Origin of the sequence: Pseudomonas sp. FGI182, from assembly GCF_000511325.1 — a bacterium.
Taxonomy (GTDB): domain Bacteria; phylum Pseudomonadota; class Gammaproteobacteria; order Pseudomonadales; family Pseudomonadaceae; genus Aquipseudomonas; species Aquipseudomonas putida_Z.
In genome coordinates, this window is the sequence record NZ_CP007012.1 from 5,768,616 (window position 1) to 5,786,284 (window position 17,669).

16 protein-coding genes and 1 pseudogene are annotated in these 17,669 nt (G+C 64.0%); 9 read left to right on the forward strand and 8 right to left on the reverse strand.

The genetic code is table 11. The features are described 5' to 3' along the window. Window positions 1–136: 136 nt before the first annotated feature. The gene (gene dadA, locus C163_RS25380; protein ID WP_013974779.1) at window positions 137–1,441 is read right to left on the reverse strand and encodes a D-amino acid dehydrogenase; all 1,305 of its coding nucleotides are present in this window, start codon (window positions 1,439–1,441) and stop codon (window positions 137–139) included. 156 nt (window positions 1,442–1,597) lie between these two features. Here dadA and dadR point away from each other — a divergent pair, with 156 nt between their 5' ends. Beyond that, window positions 1,598–2,086, forward strand: a complete 489-nt coding sequence (gene dadR, locus C163_RS25385; RefSeq protein WP_003258963.1) for a transcriptional regulator DadR — start codon at window positions 1,598–1,600, stop codon at window positions 2,084–2,086. Between the two features lie 2 nt (window positions 2,087–2,088). Here the strand turns inward: dadR and C163_RS25390 are convergent, their stop codons facing one another. After that, a complete protein-coding gene (locus C163_RS25390; protein WP_013974780.1) occupies window positions 2,089–2,442 on the reverse strand; it encodes a YkgJ family cysteine cluster protein in 354 nt (117 codons plus the stop codon). Between the two features lie 199 nt (window positions 2,443–2,641). Here C163_RS25390 and C163_RS25395 point away from each other — a divergent pair, with 199 nt between their 5' ends. Continuing rightward, window positions 2,642–3,934 (forward strand): FAD-binding oxidoreductase, encoded by a 1,293-nt coding sequence (locus tag C163_RS25395; RefSeq protein ID WP_025341101.1) that lies wholly within the window; start codon window positions 2,642–2,644, stop codon window positions 3,932–3,934. A gap of 154 nt (window positions 3,935–4,088) precedes the next feature. Here the strand turns inward: C163_RS25395 and C163_RS25400 are convergent, their stop codons facing one another. Continuing rightward, window positions 4,089–4,319 carry a DUF1127 domain-containing protein gene (locus tag C163_RS25400; protein WP_025341102.1) on the reverse strand — a complete coding sequence of 77 codons (231 nt, stop codon included), beginning with the start codon at window positions 4,317–4,319 and terminating at the stop codon, window positions 4,089–4,091. A 178-nt stretch (window positions 4,320–4,497) separates the two neighbouring features. Here C163_RS25400 and C163_RS25405 point away from each other — a divergent pair, with 178 nt between their 5' ends. Both C163_RS25405 and C163_RS25410 read left to right on the forward strand, forming a co-directional pair. After that, a complete protein-coding gene (locus C163_RS25405; protein ID WP_177325773.1) occupies window positions 4,498–5,928 on the forward strand; it encodes a PLP-dependent aminotransferase family protein in 1,431 nt (476 codons plus the stop codon). A 60-nt stretch (window positions 5,929–5,988) separates the two neighbouring features. Next, window positions 5,989–7,545, forward strand: a complete 1,557-nt coding sequence (locus C163_RS25410) for a phospholipase D family protein (protein ID WP_025341104.1) — start codon at window positions 5,989–5,991, stop codon at window positions 7,543–7,545. Between the two features lie 121 nt (window positions 7,546–7,666). On the opposite strand, the gene C163_RS25415 is transcribed toward C163_RS25410, so the two are convergent. Together C163_RS25415 and C163_RS25420 are read right to left on the reverse strand one after the other, a co-directional pair. Further along, window positions 7,667–8,806 carry an MFS transporter gene (locus C163_RS25415; protein WP_025341105.1) on the reverse strand — a complete coding sequence of 380 codons (1,140 nt, stop codon included), beginning with the start codon at window positions 8,804–8,806 and terminating at the stop codon, window positions 7,667–7,669. 129 nt (window positions 8,807–8,935) lie between these two features. Then, window positions 8,936–10,429 carry an aldehyde dehydrogenase gene (locus tag C163_RS25420; RefSeq protein WP_013974786.1) on the reverse strand — a complete coding sequence of 498 codons (1,494 nt, stop codon included), beginning with the start codon at window positions 10,427–10,429 and terminating at the stop codon, window positions 8,936–8,938. 196 nt (window positions 10,430–10,625) lie between these two features. On the opposite strand from C163_RS25420, the gene C163_RS25425 reads away from it, so the two are divergent. Then, window positions 10,626–10,985 carry a cupin domain-containing protein gene (locus tag C163_RS25425; protein WP_003258971.1) on the forward strand — a complete coding sequence of 120 codons (360 nt, stop codon included), beginning with the start codon at window positions 10,626–10,628 and terminating at the stop codon, window positions 10,983–10,985. Between the two features lie 167 nt (window positions 10,986–11,152). Here C163_RS25425 and rpmG read toward each other — a convergent pair whose 3' ends face one another. Both rpmG and rpmB read right to left on the reverse strand, forming a co-directional pair. Beyond that, window positions 11,153–11,308, reverse strand: a complete 156-nt coding sequence (gene rpmG / locus C163_RS25430; protein WP_003253507.1) for a 50S ribosomal protein L33 — start codon at window positions 11,306–11,308, stop codon at window positions 11,153–11,155. A gap of 10 nt (window positions 11,309–11,318) precedes the next feature. Continuing rightward, window positions 11,319–11,555 carry a 50S ribosomal protein L28 gene (gene rpmB / locus C163_RS26945; RefSeq protein ID WP_003258972.1) on the reverse strand — a complete coding sequence of 79 codons (237 nt, stop codon included), beginning with the start codon at window positions 11,553–11,555 and terminating at the stop codon, window positions 11,319–11,321. Window positions 11,556–11,916: 361 nt separating this feature from the next. Between rpmB and C163_RS25440 the strand changes: the two genes are divergently transcribed. Further along, window positions 11,917–13,524 carry an ABC transporter substrate-binding protein gene (locus C163_RS25440; RefSeq protein ID WP_025341107.1) on the forward strand — a complete coding sequence of 536 codons (1,608 nt, stop codon included), beginning with the start codon at window positions 11,917–11,919 and terminating at the stop codon, window positions 13,522–13,524. A 123-nt stretch (window positions 13,525–13,647) separates the two neighbouring features. Here C163_RS25440 and radC read toward each other — a convergent pair whose 3' ends face one another. Beyond that, window positions 13,648–14,328 (reverse strand): DNA repair protein RadC, encoded by a 681-nt coding sequence (radC, locus tag C163_RS25445; protein ID WP_025341108.1) that lies wholly within the window; start codon window positions 14,326–14,328, stop codon window positions 13,648–13,650. 128 nt (window positions 14,329–14,456) lie between these two features. On the opposite strand from radC, the gene coaBC reads away from it, so the two are divergent. From coaBC to C163_RS25460, 3 genes and pseudogenes are all read left to right on the forward strand, one after another. Then, a complete protein-coding gene (gene coaBC / locus C163_RS25450; RefSeq protein ID WP_003253409.1) occupies window positions 14,457–15,668 on the forward strand; it encodes a bifunctional phosphopantothenoylcysteine decarboxylase/phosphopantothenate--cysteine ligase CoaBC in 1,212 nt (403 codons plus the stop codon). A gap of 5 nt (window positions 15,669–15,673) precedes the next feature. Further along, entirely contained in the window at window positions 15,674–16,129 is a 456-nt protein-coding gene (gene dut / locus C163_RS25455; RefSeq protein WP_015272329.1) for a dUTP diphosphatase, read from the forward strand. Between the two features lie 144 nt (window positions 16,130–16,273). Then, window positions 16,274–17,641 (forward strand): annotated as a pseudogene (locus C163_RS25460) (phosphomannomutase/phosphoglucomutase); the annotation flags it as partial. Window positions 17,642–17,669 lie beyond the last annotated feature (28 nt).

Here is a 17,669-nt window from a genome sequence, read left to right on the forward strand (position 1 = left end):
TTATGGTGGTTCACAGGTTGAAAACGGTGTTGGGTTCTTCGCGGCTAAAGCCGCTCCCACAGGGGACCGCACAATGTCCAAGCACATGCGATCCCTGTGGGAGCGGCTTTAGCCGCGAAGAGGCCGGCGCAGGCTATTACTGCTGGTGAGCCGGCGCAGTCTGCCCGTGCTTGGCCACTTCCGGGCTGTTGCCATAACGGGAAATGTCCAGGCCTTCGGCACTGATCTGCGGCTTCTTGCGCGCAATCAGGTCGGCCAGCAGGCGACCGGAGCCGCACGCCATGGTCCAGCCCAAAGTACCGTGACCGGTGTTCAGGAACAGGTTGCGGAACGCCGTGGCGCCGACGATCGGCGTGCCGTCCGGGGTCGCCGGGCGCAGGCCGGTCCAGAAGCTGGCCTGGCTCAGATCACCGCCGCGAGGATAAAGGTCGTTGACGATCATCTCCAGCGTTTCGCGCCGACGCGGGTTCAGCGACAGGTCAAAACCGGCAATTTCAGCCATGCCGCCGACGCGGATACGGTTGTCGAAACGGGTAATGGCGACCTTGTAGGTCTCGTCGAGAATGGTCGAGGTCGGGGCCATGTCGGCGTTGGTGATCGGCACGGTCAGCGAGTAGCCCTTCAGCGGGTACACCGGGGCCTTGATGCCCAGCGGCTTGAGCATCTGCGGCGAGTAGCTGCCCAGCGCCAGCACGTAACGGTCGGCAGTTTCCAGCTTGCCGTCGATCCACACGCCATTGATGCGGTCACCCGCGAAGTCCAGGCGCTGGATGTCCTGGCCGAAGCGGAACTCCACGCCCAGCTTCACGGCCATTTCGGCAAGCTTGGTGGTGAACAGCTGGCAGTCGCCAGTCTGGTCGTTTGGCAGGCGCAGGGCGCCGGCCAGGATGTCCTTGACGCCAGCCAGGGCCGGCTCGACGCGGGCAATGCCGTCGCGGTCGAGCAGCTCGTAAGGCACGCCGGACTGCTCCAGCACGGCAATGTCCTTGGCCGCGGCATCCACCTGGGCCTGGGTACGGAACAGCTGGGTGGTGCCCAGGCTGCGGTTTTCGTAGGCGATGCCGGTTTCGGCGCGCAGTTCGTCGAGACAGTCACGGCTGTACTCGGACAGGCGCACCATGCGCTCCTTGTTCACAGCGTAACGGCTGGCGGTGCAGTTGCGCAGCATCTGTGCCATCCACAGGTACTGGTCGACGTCGCCGGTGAGCTTGATGGCCAGGGGCGCGTGGCGCTCCAGCAGCCATTTGATGGCCTTCAGCGGCACGCCTGGGGCGGCCCAGGGCGAGGCATAGCCGGGCGAGATCTGGCCTGCGTTGGCAAAGCTGGTTTCCATGGCCACCGCCGGCTGGCGATCGACCACCGTTACTTCGAAACCTTGCCGGGCCAGATAGTAGGCACTGGCGGTTCCGATCACACCGCTACCAAGTACCAGAACTCGCATCGTTTTATCCCTCGCACGCGGCGCGCCGCAGACTTTTATTGAAATGGCATGAATGCGCGCAGTATAGGAATTTGAAGGCAGTGCAATTCACTATATAAAAGCCTATTATTGGCGAGAATTCTCGGCAAAATCGCCTTTCACGGAGGGGCATCCCCTATGAGAACCCAGCACCAGAGCAAGCGTGAACTGGACAAGATCGACCGTAACATCCTGCGTATCCTGCAGAATGACGGGCGTATTTCCTTCACCGAACTGGGCGAGAAAGTTGGGCTTTCCACCACCCCTTGCACCGAGCGGGTCCGCCGCCTGGAGCGCGAGGGCATCATCATGGGCTACAACGCCCGCCTGAACCCGCAGCACCTCAAGGGCAGCCTGCTGGTGTTCGTGGAAATCAGCCTGGACTACAAGTCGGGCGACACCTTCGAGGAGTTCCGCCGCGCGGTGCTGAAACTGCCCCACGTACTGGAATGCCACCTGGTTTCAGGCGACTTCGACTACCTGGTGAAGGCGCGTATTTCCGAGATGGCCTCGTACCGCAAGCTGCTCGGCGACATCCTGTTGAAGCTGCCGCACGTGCGCGAATCGAAGAGCTACATCGTGATGGAAGAGGTGAAGGAGAGCCTTTGCCTGCCGATCCCGGACTGAAGTCAGACCAGCACCTGGCGGGTGGTGGCAATGAACTGGTGGACCAACTGCTCGGCAGCGGGCTCGATCATCTGTTCAGGGCCACGACCGCGCGGGCAGGCCAGGCGCGGGGTGGTGCCGAACAGGCGGCAGATCATCGGGCGCTCTTCATACACCGTGCAGCCGTTGGGGCCCAGGTGCACACAGTCCAGGCGCTCCAGGGCGGCGTCCTGCTCGGCTTGGGACTTGCGCGGCAGGCGGGCCATTTCTTCCGCCGAAGTGGTGACCGGGCCGCAGCAGTCGTGGCAGCCGGGCTCGCACTCGAAGGAAGGGATGAGTTCGCGCAGGAAGTGGATCTTGTGGCGGTTGCAGGACATGGCAAGGTACAAGTTTGAGAGCTGAGGTTGGATTATAGGGCCAATCGCCGGCAAGCCGGCCCCCACAGGTACACCGCCGGTCTCAAGTGCCACGCGGACCCTGTGGGAGCTGGCTTGCCGGCGATGAGGCCGGTTGCCCCTCCCCAAAGCCCCGGCTTATCCTCCTCCCCCTCAGCCCACCAGCCTCAGGACCTGCCCAATGATCCACAGCGCGCAGCACGCCGCCTCCTATTACGCCGCCAGCAGCGCGCCACACCCCGACCACTCCTTCCTGCAAGGCGAGCACAGCGCCGACGTGTGCATCGTCGGCGGCGGCTACTCGGGCCTGAACACCGCCATCGAACTGGCCGAACGCGGCTTCTCGGTCATCCTGCTGGAAGCGCGCAAGCTCGGTTGGGGCGCCAGCGGGCGCAATGGTGGGCAACTGATCCGTGGCGTCGGCCACGGCCTGGAACAATTCCTCCCGGTCATCGGTGAGGAAGGCGTGCGCAGCCTGAAACTGATGGGCCTGGAAGCCGTGCAGATCGTCCGCGAGCGGGTCGAAAGGCATGCCATCGCTTGCGACCTGACCTGGGGTTATTGCGACCTGGCCAACAAACCCGCCGAACTGCTGGGCTTTGCGAAGGATGCTGAAGAACTGCGCAGCCTCGGCTACGCACATGAACTGCGCCTGGTCGGCAAGGACGATATCCACAGCGTGGTCGGTGCCGACTGCTATGTCGGCGGGCTGGTCGACATGGGCTCCGGGCACCTGCACCCGCTAAACCTGGCACTGGGTGAGGCTGCCGTGGCCAGCCGCCTGGGCGTGAAGCTGCTCGAGCAGTCCGAGGTCACACGCATCGACTACGGCCCGGAAGTACAGGTACACACCGCCCAGGGCCGGGTGCGCGCCAAGACTCTGGTGCTGTGCTGCAACGCCTACCACAACGACCTCAACCGCGAACTGGGCGGCAAGGTGCTGCCAGCCGGCAGCTACATCATCGCCACCGAGCCGCTGGGCGAGGAACGTGCCCGTTCGCTGCTGCCGCAGAACATGGCGGTGTGTGACCAGCGCGTGGCACTGGACTATTACCGCCTGTCCGCCGACCAGCGCCTGTTGTTCGGCGGTGCCTGCCACTATTCAGGCCGCGACCCGAAGGACATCGCCGCCTACATGCGGCCAAAGATGCTCAAGGTTTTCCCGCAACTGGCCGACGTGCGCATCGACTACCAGTGGGGCGGCATGATCGGCATCGGCGCCAACCGCCTGCCACAGGTTGGCCGCCTGGCCAGCCAGCCGAACGTGTATTACGCCCAGGCCTACTCCGGCCATGGGCTCAACGCCACCCACCTGGCTGCGCGCCTGCTCGGCGAAGCCATCAGCGGCCAGGAAAGCGGGCGGTTCGACCTGTTTGCCAAGGTGCCGCACATCACCTTCCCCGGCGGCAAGCACCTGCGCTCGCCGCTGCTGGCGTTGGGGATGCTGTGGCATCGCCTGAAAGAGCTGATCTGAAAGCCACGCGGTCCCTGTAGGAGCGGCCTTGTGTCGCGAAAGGGGTGCGTAGCGCCCCCAGGTTTCAGCTTTGCCGCAAATATCGCTGGGGCCGCTCTGCGGCCCTATCGCGACACAAGGCCGCTCCTACATTGACCGCGCAACATCTGTATGGTCAGTCTTTCCAGAAGGGCTTACTCCCCTCGGTCCGGGCCTGCTCCCAGCTCAGCCCGACATCGCGCAACTCGTCATCGGTCAACTGCAGCAGCGCCCTGCGGGTGTGCCAGCGATGCAGCATCAGCCCCCAACGCCCCAACCCTTCCGGCGCGTTGAACACCTTGGCTTGCTGCCCGGCTTCCAGTTCCTTGGCCAACAGTTGCAAGCGCACATCGCTCATGCCACCCATCACCGCATCCTCTCGTTCAGTTGATACCGTGGAGAAAGCATGCGCGTCGACAGCACCGGCAATACAGACCCAATACAGCCTTATTATTCCCATACAGAATTGGCCGCAGGCCGACTGAATGCTGTATTTTCAGCGCAACTGTACCGGTCGCCACGCTATTGCAGCGAAGGAGTATGCCGTGACCCTTTACCTGAACCTCGCCGAACTGCTCGGTGCGCGCATTGAACAGGGCCTCTACCGCCCCGGCCAGCGCCTGCCGTCAGTGCGCGCCCTGAGTGTGGAGCACGGGGTCAGCCTGAGCACCGTGCAGCAGGCCTACCGCATGCTGGAAGACAGCGGCATGGTCTCGCCCCGGCCCAAGTCCGGCTACTTCGTCAACGACCACCGCCACCTGCCAGCCCTGCCCGCCGTCAGCCGCCCGGCCCAGCGCCCGGTAGACATCTCGCAATGGGAGCAGGTGCTGGAACTGGTGCGAAGCACCCCACGCCAAGGCGTGATCCAGCTCGGCCGCGGCATGCCCGACATCGACAGCCCAACCCTCAAGCCACTGCTGCGCAGCCTCGCCCAGCTGAGCCGGCGGCAGGACATGCCCGGCCTGTACTACGACAACATCCACGGCAATCTGGCCCTGCGCGAACAGGTGGCCCGGCTGACGCTCGACTCCGGCTGCCGCCTGGGCCCGGGCGACCTGGTGATAACCACCGGCTGCCATGAGGCGCTGTCATGCAGCATTCGCGCAGTGTGCGAGCCGGGCGATATCGTCGCGGTCGACTCCCCCAGCTTCCACGGCGCCATGCAGACCCTCAAGGGCCTGGGCATGAAAGCCCTGGAAATCCCCACCGACCCGGTCACCGGCATCAGCCTGGAGGCGCTGGAGCTGGCCTTGGAGCAGTGGCCGATCAAGCTCATCCAGATCACCCCCAGCTGCAACAACCCGCTCGGCTACATCATGCCCGAGGCCCGCAAGAAGGCCCTGCTGAGCCTGGCCCAGCGCTACGACGTGGCGATCCTCGAAGATGATGTATACGGCGACCTGGCCTACACCTACCCGCGCCCACGCACCCTCAAGTCGTTTGACGACGACGGCCGCGTGCTGCTTTGCAGTTCGTTCTCCAAGACCCTCGCCCCCGGCCTGCGGATAGGCTGGGTGGCACCCGGTCGTTACCTGGAGCGGGTGCTGCACATGAAGTACATCAGCACCGGCAGCACGGCCAGCCAGCCGCAGTTGGCCATTGCCGACTTCATCGCCGGCGGGCACTACCAACCCCACGTGCGGCGCATGCGCAGCCAGTACCAGCGTGGCCGCGACCTGATGAGCGACTGGGTGACCCGCTACTTCCCGGCGGGCACCCGGGTCAGCCGGCCGCAAGGTGGCTTCATGTTGTGGGTGGAATTACCCGAACATTTCGATACGCTGCGCCTGAACCGGGCTTTACTGGAGCAGGACGTACAGGTTGCCGTGGGCAGCATCTTCTCGGCCTCGGGCAAGTTCCGCCACTGCCTGCGCATGAACTTCGCCGCGCGGCCGACGCCGCAGATCGAAGCCGCCGTGCGCAAGGTTGGTGAAACCGCCCTTCGTCTACTGGATGAAGAAAGCGCCAGCGCGTAACTTTGCGCAGCCCGCCACGGTCCAACCTATCAAGCCTTTGCTGCACAGGACGATCCACCCTTGAGACTCCAGCGAGCCCTGCCTCTGCTGCTGGTGCTACTGCTCGGCCTTGCCGGCTGCGCCAGCGTCGGCACGCCCCGCGAAACCAGCCAGGCGCTGCCTGCCAACGACTCGGCCTTCGGCCGTTCGGTTCTGCGCCAGGCCGCGCCCTACGGCGGCCGCTCGGGCTTTCGCCTGCTGCCCAACAGCAACGAGGCGTTCCGCGCCCGCGCCGAACTGATCCGCAACGCCCAGGCGAGCATCGACTTGCAGTACTACATCGTCCACGATGGCCTCAGCACCCGCGCCCTGGTGCATGAACTGCTGCGCGCCGCCGACCGTGGCGTGCGCGTGCGCATCCTGCTCGACGACACCACCAGCGACGGCCTGGACGTCATCATGGGCACCCTCGATGCCCACCCGAACATTCAGATACGCGTGTTCAACCCGCTGCACCTGGGCCGCAGCACCGGCGTGACGCGCGCGGTGGGCCGCCTGTTCAACCTGTCGCGCCAGCACCGGCGCATGCACAACAAGCTTTTCCTGGTGGACAACAGCATGGCCATCGTCGGCGGGCGCAACCTGGGCGATGAGTATTTCGATGCCGAACCCAACCTCAACTTCACCGACATCGACTTGCTGGGCGTCGGCCCGGTGGCCGAACAGCTCGGCCACAGCTTCGACCAATACTGGAACAGCGCCCTGAGCCGGCCGATTACCGACTTCCTCTGGCGCGACCCGGATGCCAGCGACCTGCGCGCCAGCCGCCACCGCCTGGAAGTTTCACTGGCCGAAGCCAGGACGCAGCGCAAAGCCCTGTATGACCGCTTGATGGCCTACCAGTCGCAGCCACGCCTGGATGTGTGGCGCAACGAGCTTATCTGGGCCCATGCCCAGGCGCTGTGGGATGCGCCGAGCAAGGTGCTGGCCGATGACGAACCGGACCCGCAACTGCTGCTGACCCAGCAACTGGCCCCGGACTTGAGCAAGGTGCAACACGAGCTGATCCTGGTATCGGCGTACTTCGTACCCGGCGAGTCCGGCCTGCTGTACCTGACCCACAGCGCCGACGCGGGCATATCGGTCAAGCTGCTGACCAACTCGCTGGAGGCTACCGACGTGCCGGCGGTGCATGGCGGCTATGCGCCGTATCGGCGGGCGCTGCTGGAGCATGGCGTGCAGCTGTACGAGCTGCGCCGCCAACCCGGCGACCCCAGCGCGCAGCACCGCGTGAGCTTCCATGGCAGCTCGGACTCGAGCCTGCACAGCAAGGCGATCGTGTTCGACCGGCGCAAGACCTTCATCGGCTCGTTCAACTTCGACCCGCGTTCGGTGTTGTGGAATACCGAGGTCGGAGTGCTGGTGGACAGCCCGGAGCTGGCCGAGTACACCCGCGCACTGGCGGTACAGGGCATGGCCCCGGCCTTGAGCTATCAGCCGACGCTGGTGGGTAACCAGATGGTATGGGTGACCGAGGAAAATGGCAGGCGGCGCATGCTCACATCCGAACCGGGCGGGATGTGGCGGCGGTTCAATGCCTGGATCAGCAAGGCGGTTGGCCTGGAGAAGATGTTGTAGCGGCGATTTTGGGGCTGCTTTGCAGCCCATCGCGACACAAGGCCGCTCCTACATGGGATCGCGTATCTCCTGTAGGAGCGGCCTTGCGTCGCGATGGGCCGCAAAGCGGCCCCAGAATCCATCAGGCAGAAGCCGGCTCAAACGCCCCGCGCCGCCGGGTCAACACCACCAACCCCGCAGCCCCCGCCGCCATCAGCAACGGCAATGCATGCCCGCTGATCCACTGGCTGCCTGCCCCGGCCAGCAGCGGCCCGAGCAGGCAGCCAATACCCCACAGCTGCGCCACATGGGCGTTGGCCCGCACCAGCGCATCATCCCGGTAGCGCTCACCAATCAGCACCAGCGACAAGGTGAACAAGCCCCCCGCACTGGCCCCGAACAGCACCCACAGCGGCCAGATCGCCGGTGTATGCAGCAGCAACGGAATCGCCAGACTGGATACCAGCAGGGTCACCGCACAGCCGGTGAACAGGGCGCGCCGCGACATATGGTCGGCCAGCGCACCGATGGGCAGTTGCAGCACCGCATCGCCCACCACCACGGTACTGACCATGAACAGGGCGATTTCGGTGCTGAAGCCCTGTTGCAGGCAATACACCGGCAACAAGGTCAGGATCATTGCTTCGAACGAGGCAAACAGGGCAATGGCCCAGGCGATCACCGGCAAGCGCCGGCAGAAGGCAAACAGGTCGCCGAAGGTGACGCTGCAGGCCTCTGTGCTGGGTGCCCCGCCACGGCCCAGGAGAATCAGCGGCGCCACCAGCAGCAGGCCGGTAGCGGCCCAGAAGCCGAAGTCGTCATCCGAGCCGAGAAAGCCCAGCACCAGTGGCCCGGCCAGCTGGCTGAGCGCATAGCTGCTGCCATACAGCGCCACCAGGCGGCCACGCCATTGCTCGACCACCAGCTGGTTGATCCAGCTTTCGCCGAGGATGAACACCACGGTCAGTGACATACCGATCAGCAGCCGCAACAGCAGCCACAGCGGGTAGCTGGGCAGCAGTGCGACCAGGCCGATCGACAGCGCCCCGCCCCACAGGCACAGGCGCATGGCCGAGGGCACGCCGACCCAGCCGGCCAGGCGGCTGGCCAGGCTGGCACCTACCAGCACGCCCAGCGCCGGCATTGCAGCCATCACGCCGATGGCGAAGCTGCCGTAGCCCCAGGCCTCCAGGCGCAGGGATACCAGCGGCATGCTCACGCCGAGTGCCAGCCCGACGCTTAGCACCGATGCCAGTACGGCGAAGTAGGTACCCCAACGCATCCTTGACCTCTCGAGTTCTGGGGGCTGCTTTGCAGCCCATTCGCGGCACAAGGCCGCTCCTACAGGGAAACGCATACCCCTGTAGGAGCGGCCTTGTGCCGCGAATGGGCCGCGAAGCGGCCCCCGGGATTACAACTTGATCCAGGTCGCCTTCAGCTCGGTGTACTTCTCCAGCGCATGCAGCGACTTGTCACGGCCGTTGCCCGACTGCTTGAAGCCACCGAACGGCGCGGTCATGTCGCCGCCGTCGTACTGGTTGACCCAGACGCTGCCAGCGCGCACGGCACGGGCGGTCTTGTGGGCCTTGGAGATGTCCGAGGTCCAGATGCCAGCGGCCAGGCCATACGGCGTGTCGTTGGCAATGGCGACGGCTTCTTCGGCGGTATCGAAGGCAATCACCGACAGCACCGGGCCGAAGATTTCTTCCTGGGCGATCTTCATGGCGTTGGTCACACCGTCGAAGATGGTCGGCTCGACATAGGTGCCACCGGTTTCTTCCAGGGTGCGCTTGCCGCCGGCCAGCAGCTTGGCGCCGTCCTTGTGGCCAGCCTCGATGTACGACAGCACGGTGTTCATCTGCTGGGTGTCGACCAGGGCACCGACAGTGGTCTGTGGGTCCAGCGGGTTACCTGGCTTCCAGCCTTTCAGGGCCTCGACCACCATCGGCAGGAACTTGTCCTTGATCGAACGCTCGACCAGCAGGCGCGAGCCGGCGGTGCACACTTCGCCCTGGTTGAAGGCGATGGCGCTGGCGGCAGCTTCGGCGGCAGCTTGCAGGTCCGGAGCGTCAGCGAAGACGATGTTCGGGCTCTTGCCGCCGGCTTCCAGCCAGATGCGCTTCATGTTCGATTCGCCCGCGTAAACCATCAGTTGCTTGGCGATCTTGGTCGAACCGGTGAATACCAGGGTGTCGACGTCCATGTGCAGGGCCAGGGCCTTGCCCACGGTGTGGCCGTAGCCTGGCAGCACGTTCAGCACGCCAGCCGGGATACCAGCTTCGATGGCCAACTGGGCAATGCGAATGGCAGTCAGCGGTGATTTTTCGGACGGCTTGAGCACTACCGAGTTACCGGTGGCCAGGGCCGGGCCGAGCTTCCAGCAGGCCATCAGCAGCGGGAAGTTCCACGGTACGATGGCACCGACCACACCCACCGCTTCGCGGGTGACCAGGCCGAGCTGGTCATGCGGGGTCGGGGCGACTTCGTCGTAGACCTTGTCGATGGCTTCGGCAGTCCAGTGGATGGCATTGGCCGCGCCAGGTACGTCGATGCTGGAGGAGTCGCCGATCGGCTTGCCCATGTCCAGGGTTTCCAGCAGCGCCAGCTCTTCGACGTTCTTGCGCAGCAGGTCGGCGAAGCGGATCAGCTTGGCCTTGCGCTTGGCCGGGGCCAACTGCGACCACACGCCGGAGTTGAAGGTGGCACGGGCGTTTTCCACAGCGCGGTTGGCATCGGCCAGGTCGCAGCTGGCAACCTTGGCCAGGAAGCGTCCGTCGACCGGGCTCAGGCACTCGAAGGTTTCACCGGATGCGGCATCGGTGTATTCGCCGTTGATGAAGGCACGGCCTTCGATCTTCAGTTGCTGGGCACGTTGTTCCCAGTCCGCACGAGTCAGGGTGGTCATACGAAACTCCTCCTCTTGTATAGGTGCAACGCCGCACTGAGGACTCACAGGCGTTGTCAGAATTCTGCCCAAGCGTCGAGGGCATTTTGGCTACCGACACCCTAAACCAGCCGGTGTAAACTATCAATATATTTGACACGAATGGCTCAAAAGCCTACTCATGTGCATTTTATTAAACAACAACAGGAGCCGAACCATGAGCATCGACAGCATCATCGACTTCGCACAGGTCATTACCGAGGCCGAACGCTACCGCCCGGCGGCAGAAAAAATCCTCAAGGGCGAGCCAGACCAGGCTGTCTACAACCATTATTCCAGCCCGTGCGGGCAGTTTGCCGCGGGCGTGTGGGAAGGCGAGGTGGGGCAGTGGACGGTGAACTACACCGAGCATGAGTACTGCGAGATCGTCCAGGGCGTTTCGGTGCTGCGTGACCAGGATGGCGGAGCCAAGACCCTGCGTGCCGGTGATCGGTTTGTCATCCCGGCCGGCTTCAAGGGCACCTGGGAAGTGCTGGAGCCTTGCCGCAAGATCTATGTGATGTTCGAGCAGAAGTAAGCCTCTGGGGCCGCTTCGCGACACAAGGCCGCTCCTACAGGCATTGCGCGGTCCCTGTAGGAGCGGCCTTGTGTCGCGAAAGGGGCGCGAAGCGGCCCCGGCTTTCTTGCAGGCATAAAAAAACCCGCCTCCTTTCGGATGCGGGTTTTTTTCAGGTCGCCGATCAATTACTTGATCTTGGCTTCCTTGTACACCACGTGCTTGCGAACAACCGGATCGTATTTCTTGATCTCGATTTTGTCCGGAGTGGTGCGCTTGTTCTTGTCGGTGGTGTAGAAGTGGCCAGTGCCAGCACTCGAAACCAGACGGATCAATTCACGCATGACGTTCTCCTTAGAACTTTTCGCCGCGAGCGCGCAGCTCGGCCAGCACTACGTCGATACCACGCTTGTCAATAACGCGCATGCCTTTGGCAGATACGCGCAGACGCACGAAACGCTTCTCGGATTCAACCCAGAAACGGTGGTGCTGCAGGTTCGGCAGGAAACGACGACGGGTTTTGTTGTTTGCGTGGGAAATGTTGTTCCCGGTTACTGGACCCTTACCAGTAACTTGACAGACTCTCGACATGACTCAGCCCTCTAAAACCACATGCCCAACCCGGCATGGGTTGGCCGCTTAATCTCTCAGTCTTTGGCGCCTAGGCGCCGTGATTCTGGAGGTCTTATCGACCGGATCCGCTTATGCGACAGGCCGAGCCCCTAGAAAAGAGCGCTGCTTTATACCAGAAAGACTTGGCCGCAACAACATTAGATGCACATTGTCACGAGCCGGAACGCGCCGGGCCAGCATAGCGGCAGGCCCCGCCAGCCGTCGACCGCCCGTCGCCAATTTTGTAAAAAAGGGTGTGGTCATTTCCCGACGGGCACACTAGGGTAGGCCTTTTCCAGACTGCACTGGCAGATGGGCCACTGACAGCCAAGGAGCCACCATGCGTACTGCCGCCCTTTCCTTATTGTTCAACTCCTTGTTCGCCGCAAGCGCCCTGTTCGCCGCAGGCGTTGCCCAGGCCGCCCCGCTGAGCGTCTGCAGCGAGGCCAGCCCCGAAGGCTTCGACGTGGTGCAGTACAACTCGCTGACCACCACCAACGCCACAGCCGATGTGCTGATGAACCGCCTGGTGGAGTTCGACGCGGCGCAAGGCAAGGTGGTGCCGAGCCTGGCGGCCAGCTGGACGGTATCGGCCGACGGCCTGATCTACGACTTCACCTTGCGCGATGACGTGAAATTCCACACCACCGCCTACTTCAAGCCAAGCCGCGCACTGAACGCCGACGACGTGCTGTTCAGCTTCCAGCGCATGCTCTACCCCGCCCATGCCTGGCACAAGACTGCGCCAGGCGGCTACCCGCATGCCCAGTCGCTGCAACTGGGCAGCCTGATCAAGGCGATCGAGGCGCCGGCACCGAACACCGTGCGCTTCACCCTCAGCCACCCGGACGCCACCTTCCTGGCCACCCTGAGCATGGGCTTCGCCTCGATCTACTCCGCCGAGTACGCCGACAAACTGCTCAAGGCCGGCACGCCGGAGAAGCTCAACAGCCAGCCGGTCGGCACCGGGCCGTTCATCTTCCAGCGCTTCCAGAAGGACGCCGTGGTGCGCTACCGCGCCAACCCTGACTACTTCGCCGGCAAGCCGGCGGTCGACCCGCTGATCTTCGCCATCACCACCGATGCCAACGTGCGCCTGCAGAAGCTCAAGCGCGGCGAGTGCCAGGTCGCGTTGTCGCCCAAGCCGCTGGACATCGCCGAAGCCGGCAAGGACCGCAACCTCCAGGTGGCCACCACCCCGGCGTTCATGACCGCCTTCGTCGCCATCAACAGCCAGCACCCGCCGCTGGACAAGCCGGAAGTGCGCCAGGCGATCAACCTGGCCTTCGACAAGCAGGCCTACCTCAAGGCCGTGTTCGAAGACTCTGCGGTGGCCGCCAACGGCCCCTACCCACCCAACACCTGGAGCTACGCCAAGGACCTGCCCGGCTACCCGCTGGACCTGAAGAAAGCCAAGGCCCTGTTGACCAAGGCCGGCCTGGCCGAGGGCTTCAGCACCACGATCTGGACCCGCCCGTCGGGCAGCCTGCTCAACCCCAACCCCAGCCTCGGTGCGCAGATGCTGCAGGCCGACCTGGCCAAGATTGGCATCAAGGCCGAGATCCGCGTGATCGAGTGGGGCGAGCTGATCCGCCGCGCCAAGGCGGGCGAGCATGACCTGCTGTTCATGGGTTGGGCGGGTGACAACGGCGACCCGGACAACTTCCTCAGCCCGCAGTTTTCCTGCGCGGCGGTGCAGTCGGGGACCAACTTCGCACGCTTCTGCGACAGCCGCCTGGACCAGCTGATCAGCGCCGGACGCACCACCAACGACCAGAGTGTGCGCAGCCGGCTTTACCAGCAGGCACAGACGCTGATCCAGCAGCAGGCGCTGTGGGTGCCGCTGGCGCACCCGACGGCGGCGACCCTGCTGCGCCAAGGGGTCGAGGGGTATCAGGTGAGCCCGTTCGGGCGGTTGGATTTCAGCAAGGTGTCAGTGAACAAGTAAGCCTGCACCGGCCTTTTCGCGGGCTTGCCCGCTCCCACAGGGACAGCACAACACTCAAGGTTGGCACGATACCTGTGGGAGCGGGCGAGCCCGCGAAGAGGCCGGGACAGGCAGCACAAGTGCCTAAGCCACAATCCACCCATGCTCGACCATCGACAGCGGCTCCCCGTCACCGATGATGATGTGATCCAGCACCCGCACATCGATCAACGCCAGCCCCCGCTTCAACGACAGGGTCAAGTGCACATCGTCCTGGCTGGGCTCACTGTTGCCCGAGGGGTGGTTGTGGCACAGGATCAAGGCCGCTGCGTTATGCAGCAATGCCCGCCGCACCACTTCCCGCGGGTAGACGCTGGCCCGATCTATCGTGCCTCGGAAGAGGATCTCAAACGCCAACGGCCTGTGCTTGGTATCGAGAAAGAGGCATCCGAACACCTCGCTGACTTCATGTCGCAGCATCGCTTTCAAATAACGCCTCACCGTTGCCGGGCTGTCCATCGCGGATTCACGCTCAATCGAAGTTGCAAGGTGCCTGCGCCCGATCTCCAGCAGCGCCTGCAGCTGGCTGAACCTCACCGGACCCAACCCAAGCTCGCCGACGAAAGCCTCACGGTCGGCCTCCAGCAACTGGCGCAACCCCCCGAACTTCACGAGCAGACCTCGCGCCAGCTCCACGACATTGCGCCCACGCACACCTGAGCCGAGAAATACAGCCAGCAATTCCGCGTCCGTCAGGCTTCCGGCCCCACGCTGCAACAACTTCTCCCTCGGCCGCTCTTCCGCCGGCCACTCCCTGATATTCATCCCGTCCCTCTGCCCTTGCTGCGGCCCATTTCGGCCCTGTGTTAATCTATTTCGCCTCGTACATGCGACGTTCTGCCGCAGGCATTTTCAAACGTCGCCGCCCGCTCTCACTGGAAAAAGGCAAGCCTATGCAGCGGCTGTATCGCAAGCGCATCGTTCTCGGCGTGGGTGGCGGCATTGCCGCCTACAAAAGCGCCGAACTGATTCGCCGACTCCTGGAGCACGGCGCGCAGGTGCGCGTCGTCATGACCCGTGGTGGTGCAGAGTTCATCACCCCGCTGACCCTGCAGGCGCTGTCGGGCCACCCGGTGCACATGGACCTGCTCGACCCTGCCGCCGAAGCGGCCATGGGCCACATCGAACTGGCCAAGTGGGCCGACCTGGTGCTGATCGCCCCGGCCACCGCCGACCTCATGGCGCGCATGGCCCAAGGCATGGCCGACGACCTGCTGACCACCCTGGTGCTGGCTACCGATGCCACCGTCGCCGTGGCCCCGGCCATGAACCAGGCCATGTGGCGCGACCCGGCCACCCAAGCCAACCTCGAACTGCTCAAGAGCCGTGGCATCCAGGTGTTCGGCCCGGCGTCCGGTAGCCAAGCCTGTGGCGATGTCGGCCTGGGCCGCATGCTCGAAGCCACCGACCTGGCCTGGTGTGCCGCGGAAAGCTTCAAGCGCCAGGCACTGACCGGCAAGCACGTGCTGATCACCGCCGGCCCGACCCAGGAAAACATCGACCCGGTGCGCTACATCACCAATCATAGCTCCGGCAAGATGGGCTTCGCCCTGGCCGAAGCGGCCGCCGAAGCCGGGGCTCGGGTCACCCTCGTCACTGGTCCGGTGCACCTGCCGACCCCCGACCGGGTCAGCCGTATCGACGTGGTCAGCGCACGGGACATGCTCGCGGCCTGTGAAGCGGCCATGCCGTGCGACCTGTTCATCGCCTCTGCGGCGGTTGCGGACTACCGCCCGGAAGTCGTTGCCACGCAAAAATTGAAGAAAGATCCTACGACCGGCGACGGCATGCTGCTGCAGATGGTGCGCAATCCCGATATCCTTGCCACCATCGCTGGCCGCGCCGACCGCCCGTTCAGCGTCGGTTTCGCCGCCGAGACCGAACACTTGCTCGATTACGCCACGCGCAAGCTCAAGGACAAGAACCTCGACCTGATCGTCGCCAATGATGTGGCCAACCCCAGCATCGGCTTCAACAGCGAGGAAAACGCCTTGACCGTGATCGACCGCCAGCAGCACCAGACCCTCTTCGCGCAGACCAGCAAGGGCAAGATTGCCCGGCAACTGGTCGCCTTCATCGCCGAACGGCTCAATCAGGTTCAATAAGTTACATGCACGCTCTTCAAGCCAAGATCCTCGACCCACGCCTGGGCACCGAATTTCCCCTGCCGCAGTACGCCACCCCCGGCTCCGCCGGCCTGGACCTGCGCGCCCTGCTCAAGGAAGACACCGTCCTCGAGCCAGGCCAGACCCTGCTGATCCCCACCGGCCTGTCGATCTACATCGGCGACCCGGGCCTGGCGGCGGTGATCCTGCCGCGCTCGGGCCTGGGCCATAAGCACGGCATCGTGCTGGGCAACCTGGTCGGGCTGATCGACTCGGACTACCAGGGCGAGTTGATGGTGTCGTGCTGGAACCGCGGCAACACCCCGTTCACCATCGCCGTTGGCGAGCGCATTGCCCAGCTGGTGCTGGTACCGGTGGTACAGGCCCATTTCGATATCGTCGAAGCGTTCGATGAAAGCCAGCGCGGTGCTGGCGGCTTTGGCCATTCCGGCAGCCACTGAGCCGAGAAATGACCGTTCAGGCCAAGGATGGCGAACTCTCTGGCGAAACCACCGTCCAAGCGTTCAGTTTGCGCCTGCCCAGAAAGCCTTTGACTAATGGAGCTTCCAGAGATGAACGACATGGCCCACCTGGTACCCGCCGCACTGCCAGACAGCATTTTCCGCGCGTATGACATTCGCGGCGTGGTCGGCAAAACCCTTCACGCCGAAACCGCCTACTGGATCGGCCGCGCCATCGGCGCACAGAGCCTGGCCCAGGGCGAACCGCAGGTTTCGGTCGGCCGCGATGGCCGCCTGTCCGGCCCGATGCTGGTCGAACAGCTGATCAAGGGCCTGGTCGATGCCGGCTGCCAAGTCAGCGACGTCGGCCTGGTACCCACCCCGGCGCTGTACTACGCAGCCAACGTGCTGGCCGGCAAGTCCGGTGTGATGCTGACCGGCAGCCACAACCCGTCGGACTACAACGGCTTCAAGATCGTCATCGCTGGCGATACCCTGGCCAACGAACAGATCCAGGCCCTGCTGACGCGCCTGAAAACCAACGACCTGACCCGCGCCGAAGGCCGCGTGGAAAAGGTCGAGATCCTTGACCGCTACTTCCAGCAGATCGTCGAGGACGTGAAGCTGGCCAGGAGGCTCAAGGTGGTCGTGGACTGCGGCAACGGTGCCGCCGGCGTGGTCGCGCCGCAACTGATCGAAGCCCTGGGCTGCGAAGTGATCCCGCTGTTCTGCGAAGTCGACGGCAACTTCCCCAACCACCATCCGGACCCGGGCAAGCCGGAAAACCTCGAAGACCTGATCGCCAAGGTCAAGGAAACCGGCGCCGATATCGGCCTGGCCTTTGACGGTGACGGCGACCGCGTCGGCGTGGTGACCAACACCGGCAGCATCGTCTACCCAGACCGCCTGCTGATGCTGTTTGCCCAGGACGTGCTGTCTCGCAACCCGGGCGCCGAGATCATCTTCGACGTCAAATGCACCCGTCGCCTGACCCCGCTGATCGAGCAGCACGGCGGCCGCGCACTGATGTGGAAGACCGGTCACTCGCTGATCAAGAAGAAGATGAAGCAGACCGGCTCGCTGCTGGCCGGCGAGATGAGCGGTCACATCTTCATCAAGGAACGCTGGTACGGTTTCGACGACGGCATCTATAGCGCTGCACGCCTGCTGGAGATCCTCAGCAAGGCCGGGCAGAGCGCCGAAAACCTGTTCGCCGCGTTCCCGAACGATATTTCCACGCCGGAAATCAATATTGATGTGACCGACGAGGGTAAATTCAGCATCATTGATGCACTGCAACGCGACGCCGACTGGGGCGAAGCCAACCTGACCACCATCGACGGTGTGCGGGTGGACTACGCCCACGGCTGGGGCCTGGTTCGCGCCTCCAACACCACCCCGGTGCTGGTGCTGCGCTTCGAGGCCGACAGCGACGCCGAATTGCAACGTATCAAGGATGTTTTCCGTACCCAGTTGCTGCGGGTTGAGCCTGAGCTGCAACTGCCGTTCTGACCGACTATCTGTTCCTTACAGGAGCCCT

What these genes read in the sequence shown, in the direction of transcription:
- dadA (WP_013974779.1), bottom strand. Translation starts at nt 1,441, where the DNA reads ATGCGAGTTCTGGTACTTGGTAGCGGTGTGATCGGAACCGCCAGTGCC.
- dadR (WP_003258963.1), top strand. Translation starts at nt 1,598, where the DNA reads ATGAGAACCCAGCACCAGAGCAAGCGTGAACTGGACAAGATCGACCGT.
- C163_RS25390 (WP_013974780.1), bottom strand. Translation starts at nt 2,442, where the DNA reads ATGTCCTGCAACCGCCACAAGATCCACTTCCTGCGCGAACTCATCCCT.
- C163_RS25395 (WP_025341101.1), top strand. Translation starts at nt 2,642, where the DNA reads ATGATCCACAGCGCGCAGCACGCCGCCTCCTATTACGCCGCCAGCAGC.
- C163_RS25400 (WP_025341102.1), bottom strand. Translation starts at nt 4,319, where the DNA reads ATGGGTGGCATGAGCGATGTGCGCTTGCAACTGTTGGCCAAGGAACTG.
- C163_RS25415 (WP_025341105.1), bottom strand. Translation starts at nt 8,806, where the DNA reads ATGCGTTGGGGTACCTACTTCGCCGTACTGGCATCGGTGCTAAGCGTC.
- C163_RS25420 (WP_013974786.1), bottom strand. Translation starts at nt 10,429, where the DNA reads ATGACCACCCTGACTCGTGCGGACTGGGAACAACGTGCCCAGCAACTG.
- C163_RS25425 (WP_003258971.1), top strand. Translation starts at nt 10,626, where the DNA reads ATGAGCATCGACAGCATCATCGACTTCGCACAGGTCATTACCGAGGCC.
- rpmG (WP_003253507.1), bottom strand. Translation starts at nt 11,308, where the DNA reads ATGCGTGAATTGATCCGTCTGGTTTCGAGTGCTGGCACTGGCCACTTC.
- rpmB (WP_003258972.1), bottom strand. Translation starts at nt 11,555, where the DNA reads ATGTCGAGAGTCTGTCAAGTTACTGGTAAGGGTCCAGTAACCGGGAAC.
- C163_RS25440 (WP_025341107.1), top strand. Translation starts at nt 11,917, where the DNA reads ATGCGTACTGCCGCCCTTTCCTTATTGTTCAACTCCTTGTTCGCCGCA.
- radC (WP_025341108.1), bottom strand. Translation starts at nt 14,328, where the DNA reads ATGAATATCAGGGAGTGGCCGGCGGAAGAGCGGCCGAGGGAGAAGTTG.
- coaBC (WP_003253409.1), top strand. Translation starts at nt 14,457, where the DNA reads ATGCAGCGGCTGTATCGCAAGCGCATCGTTCTCGGCGTGGGTGGCGGC.
- dut (WP_015272329.1), top strand. Translation starts at nt 15,674, where the DNA reads ATGCACGCTCTTCAAGCCAAGATCCTCGACCCACGCCTGGGCACCGAA.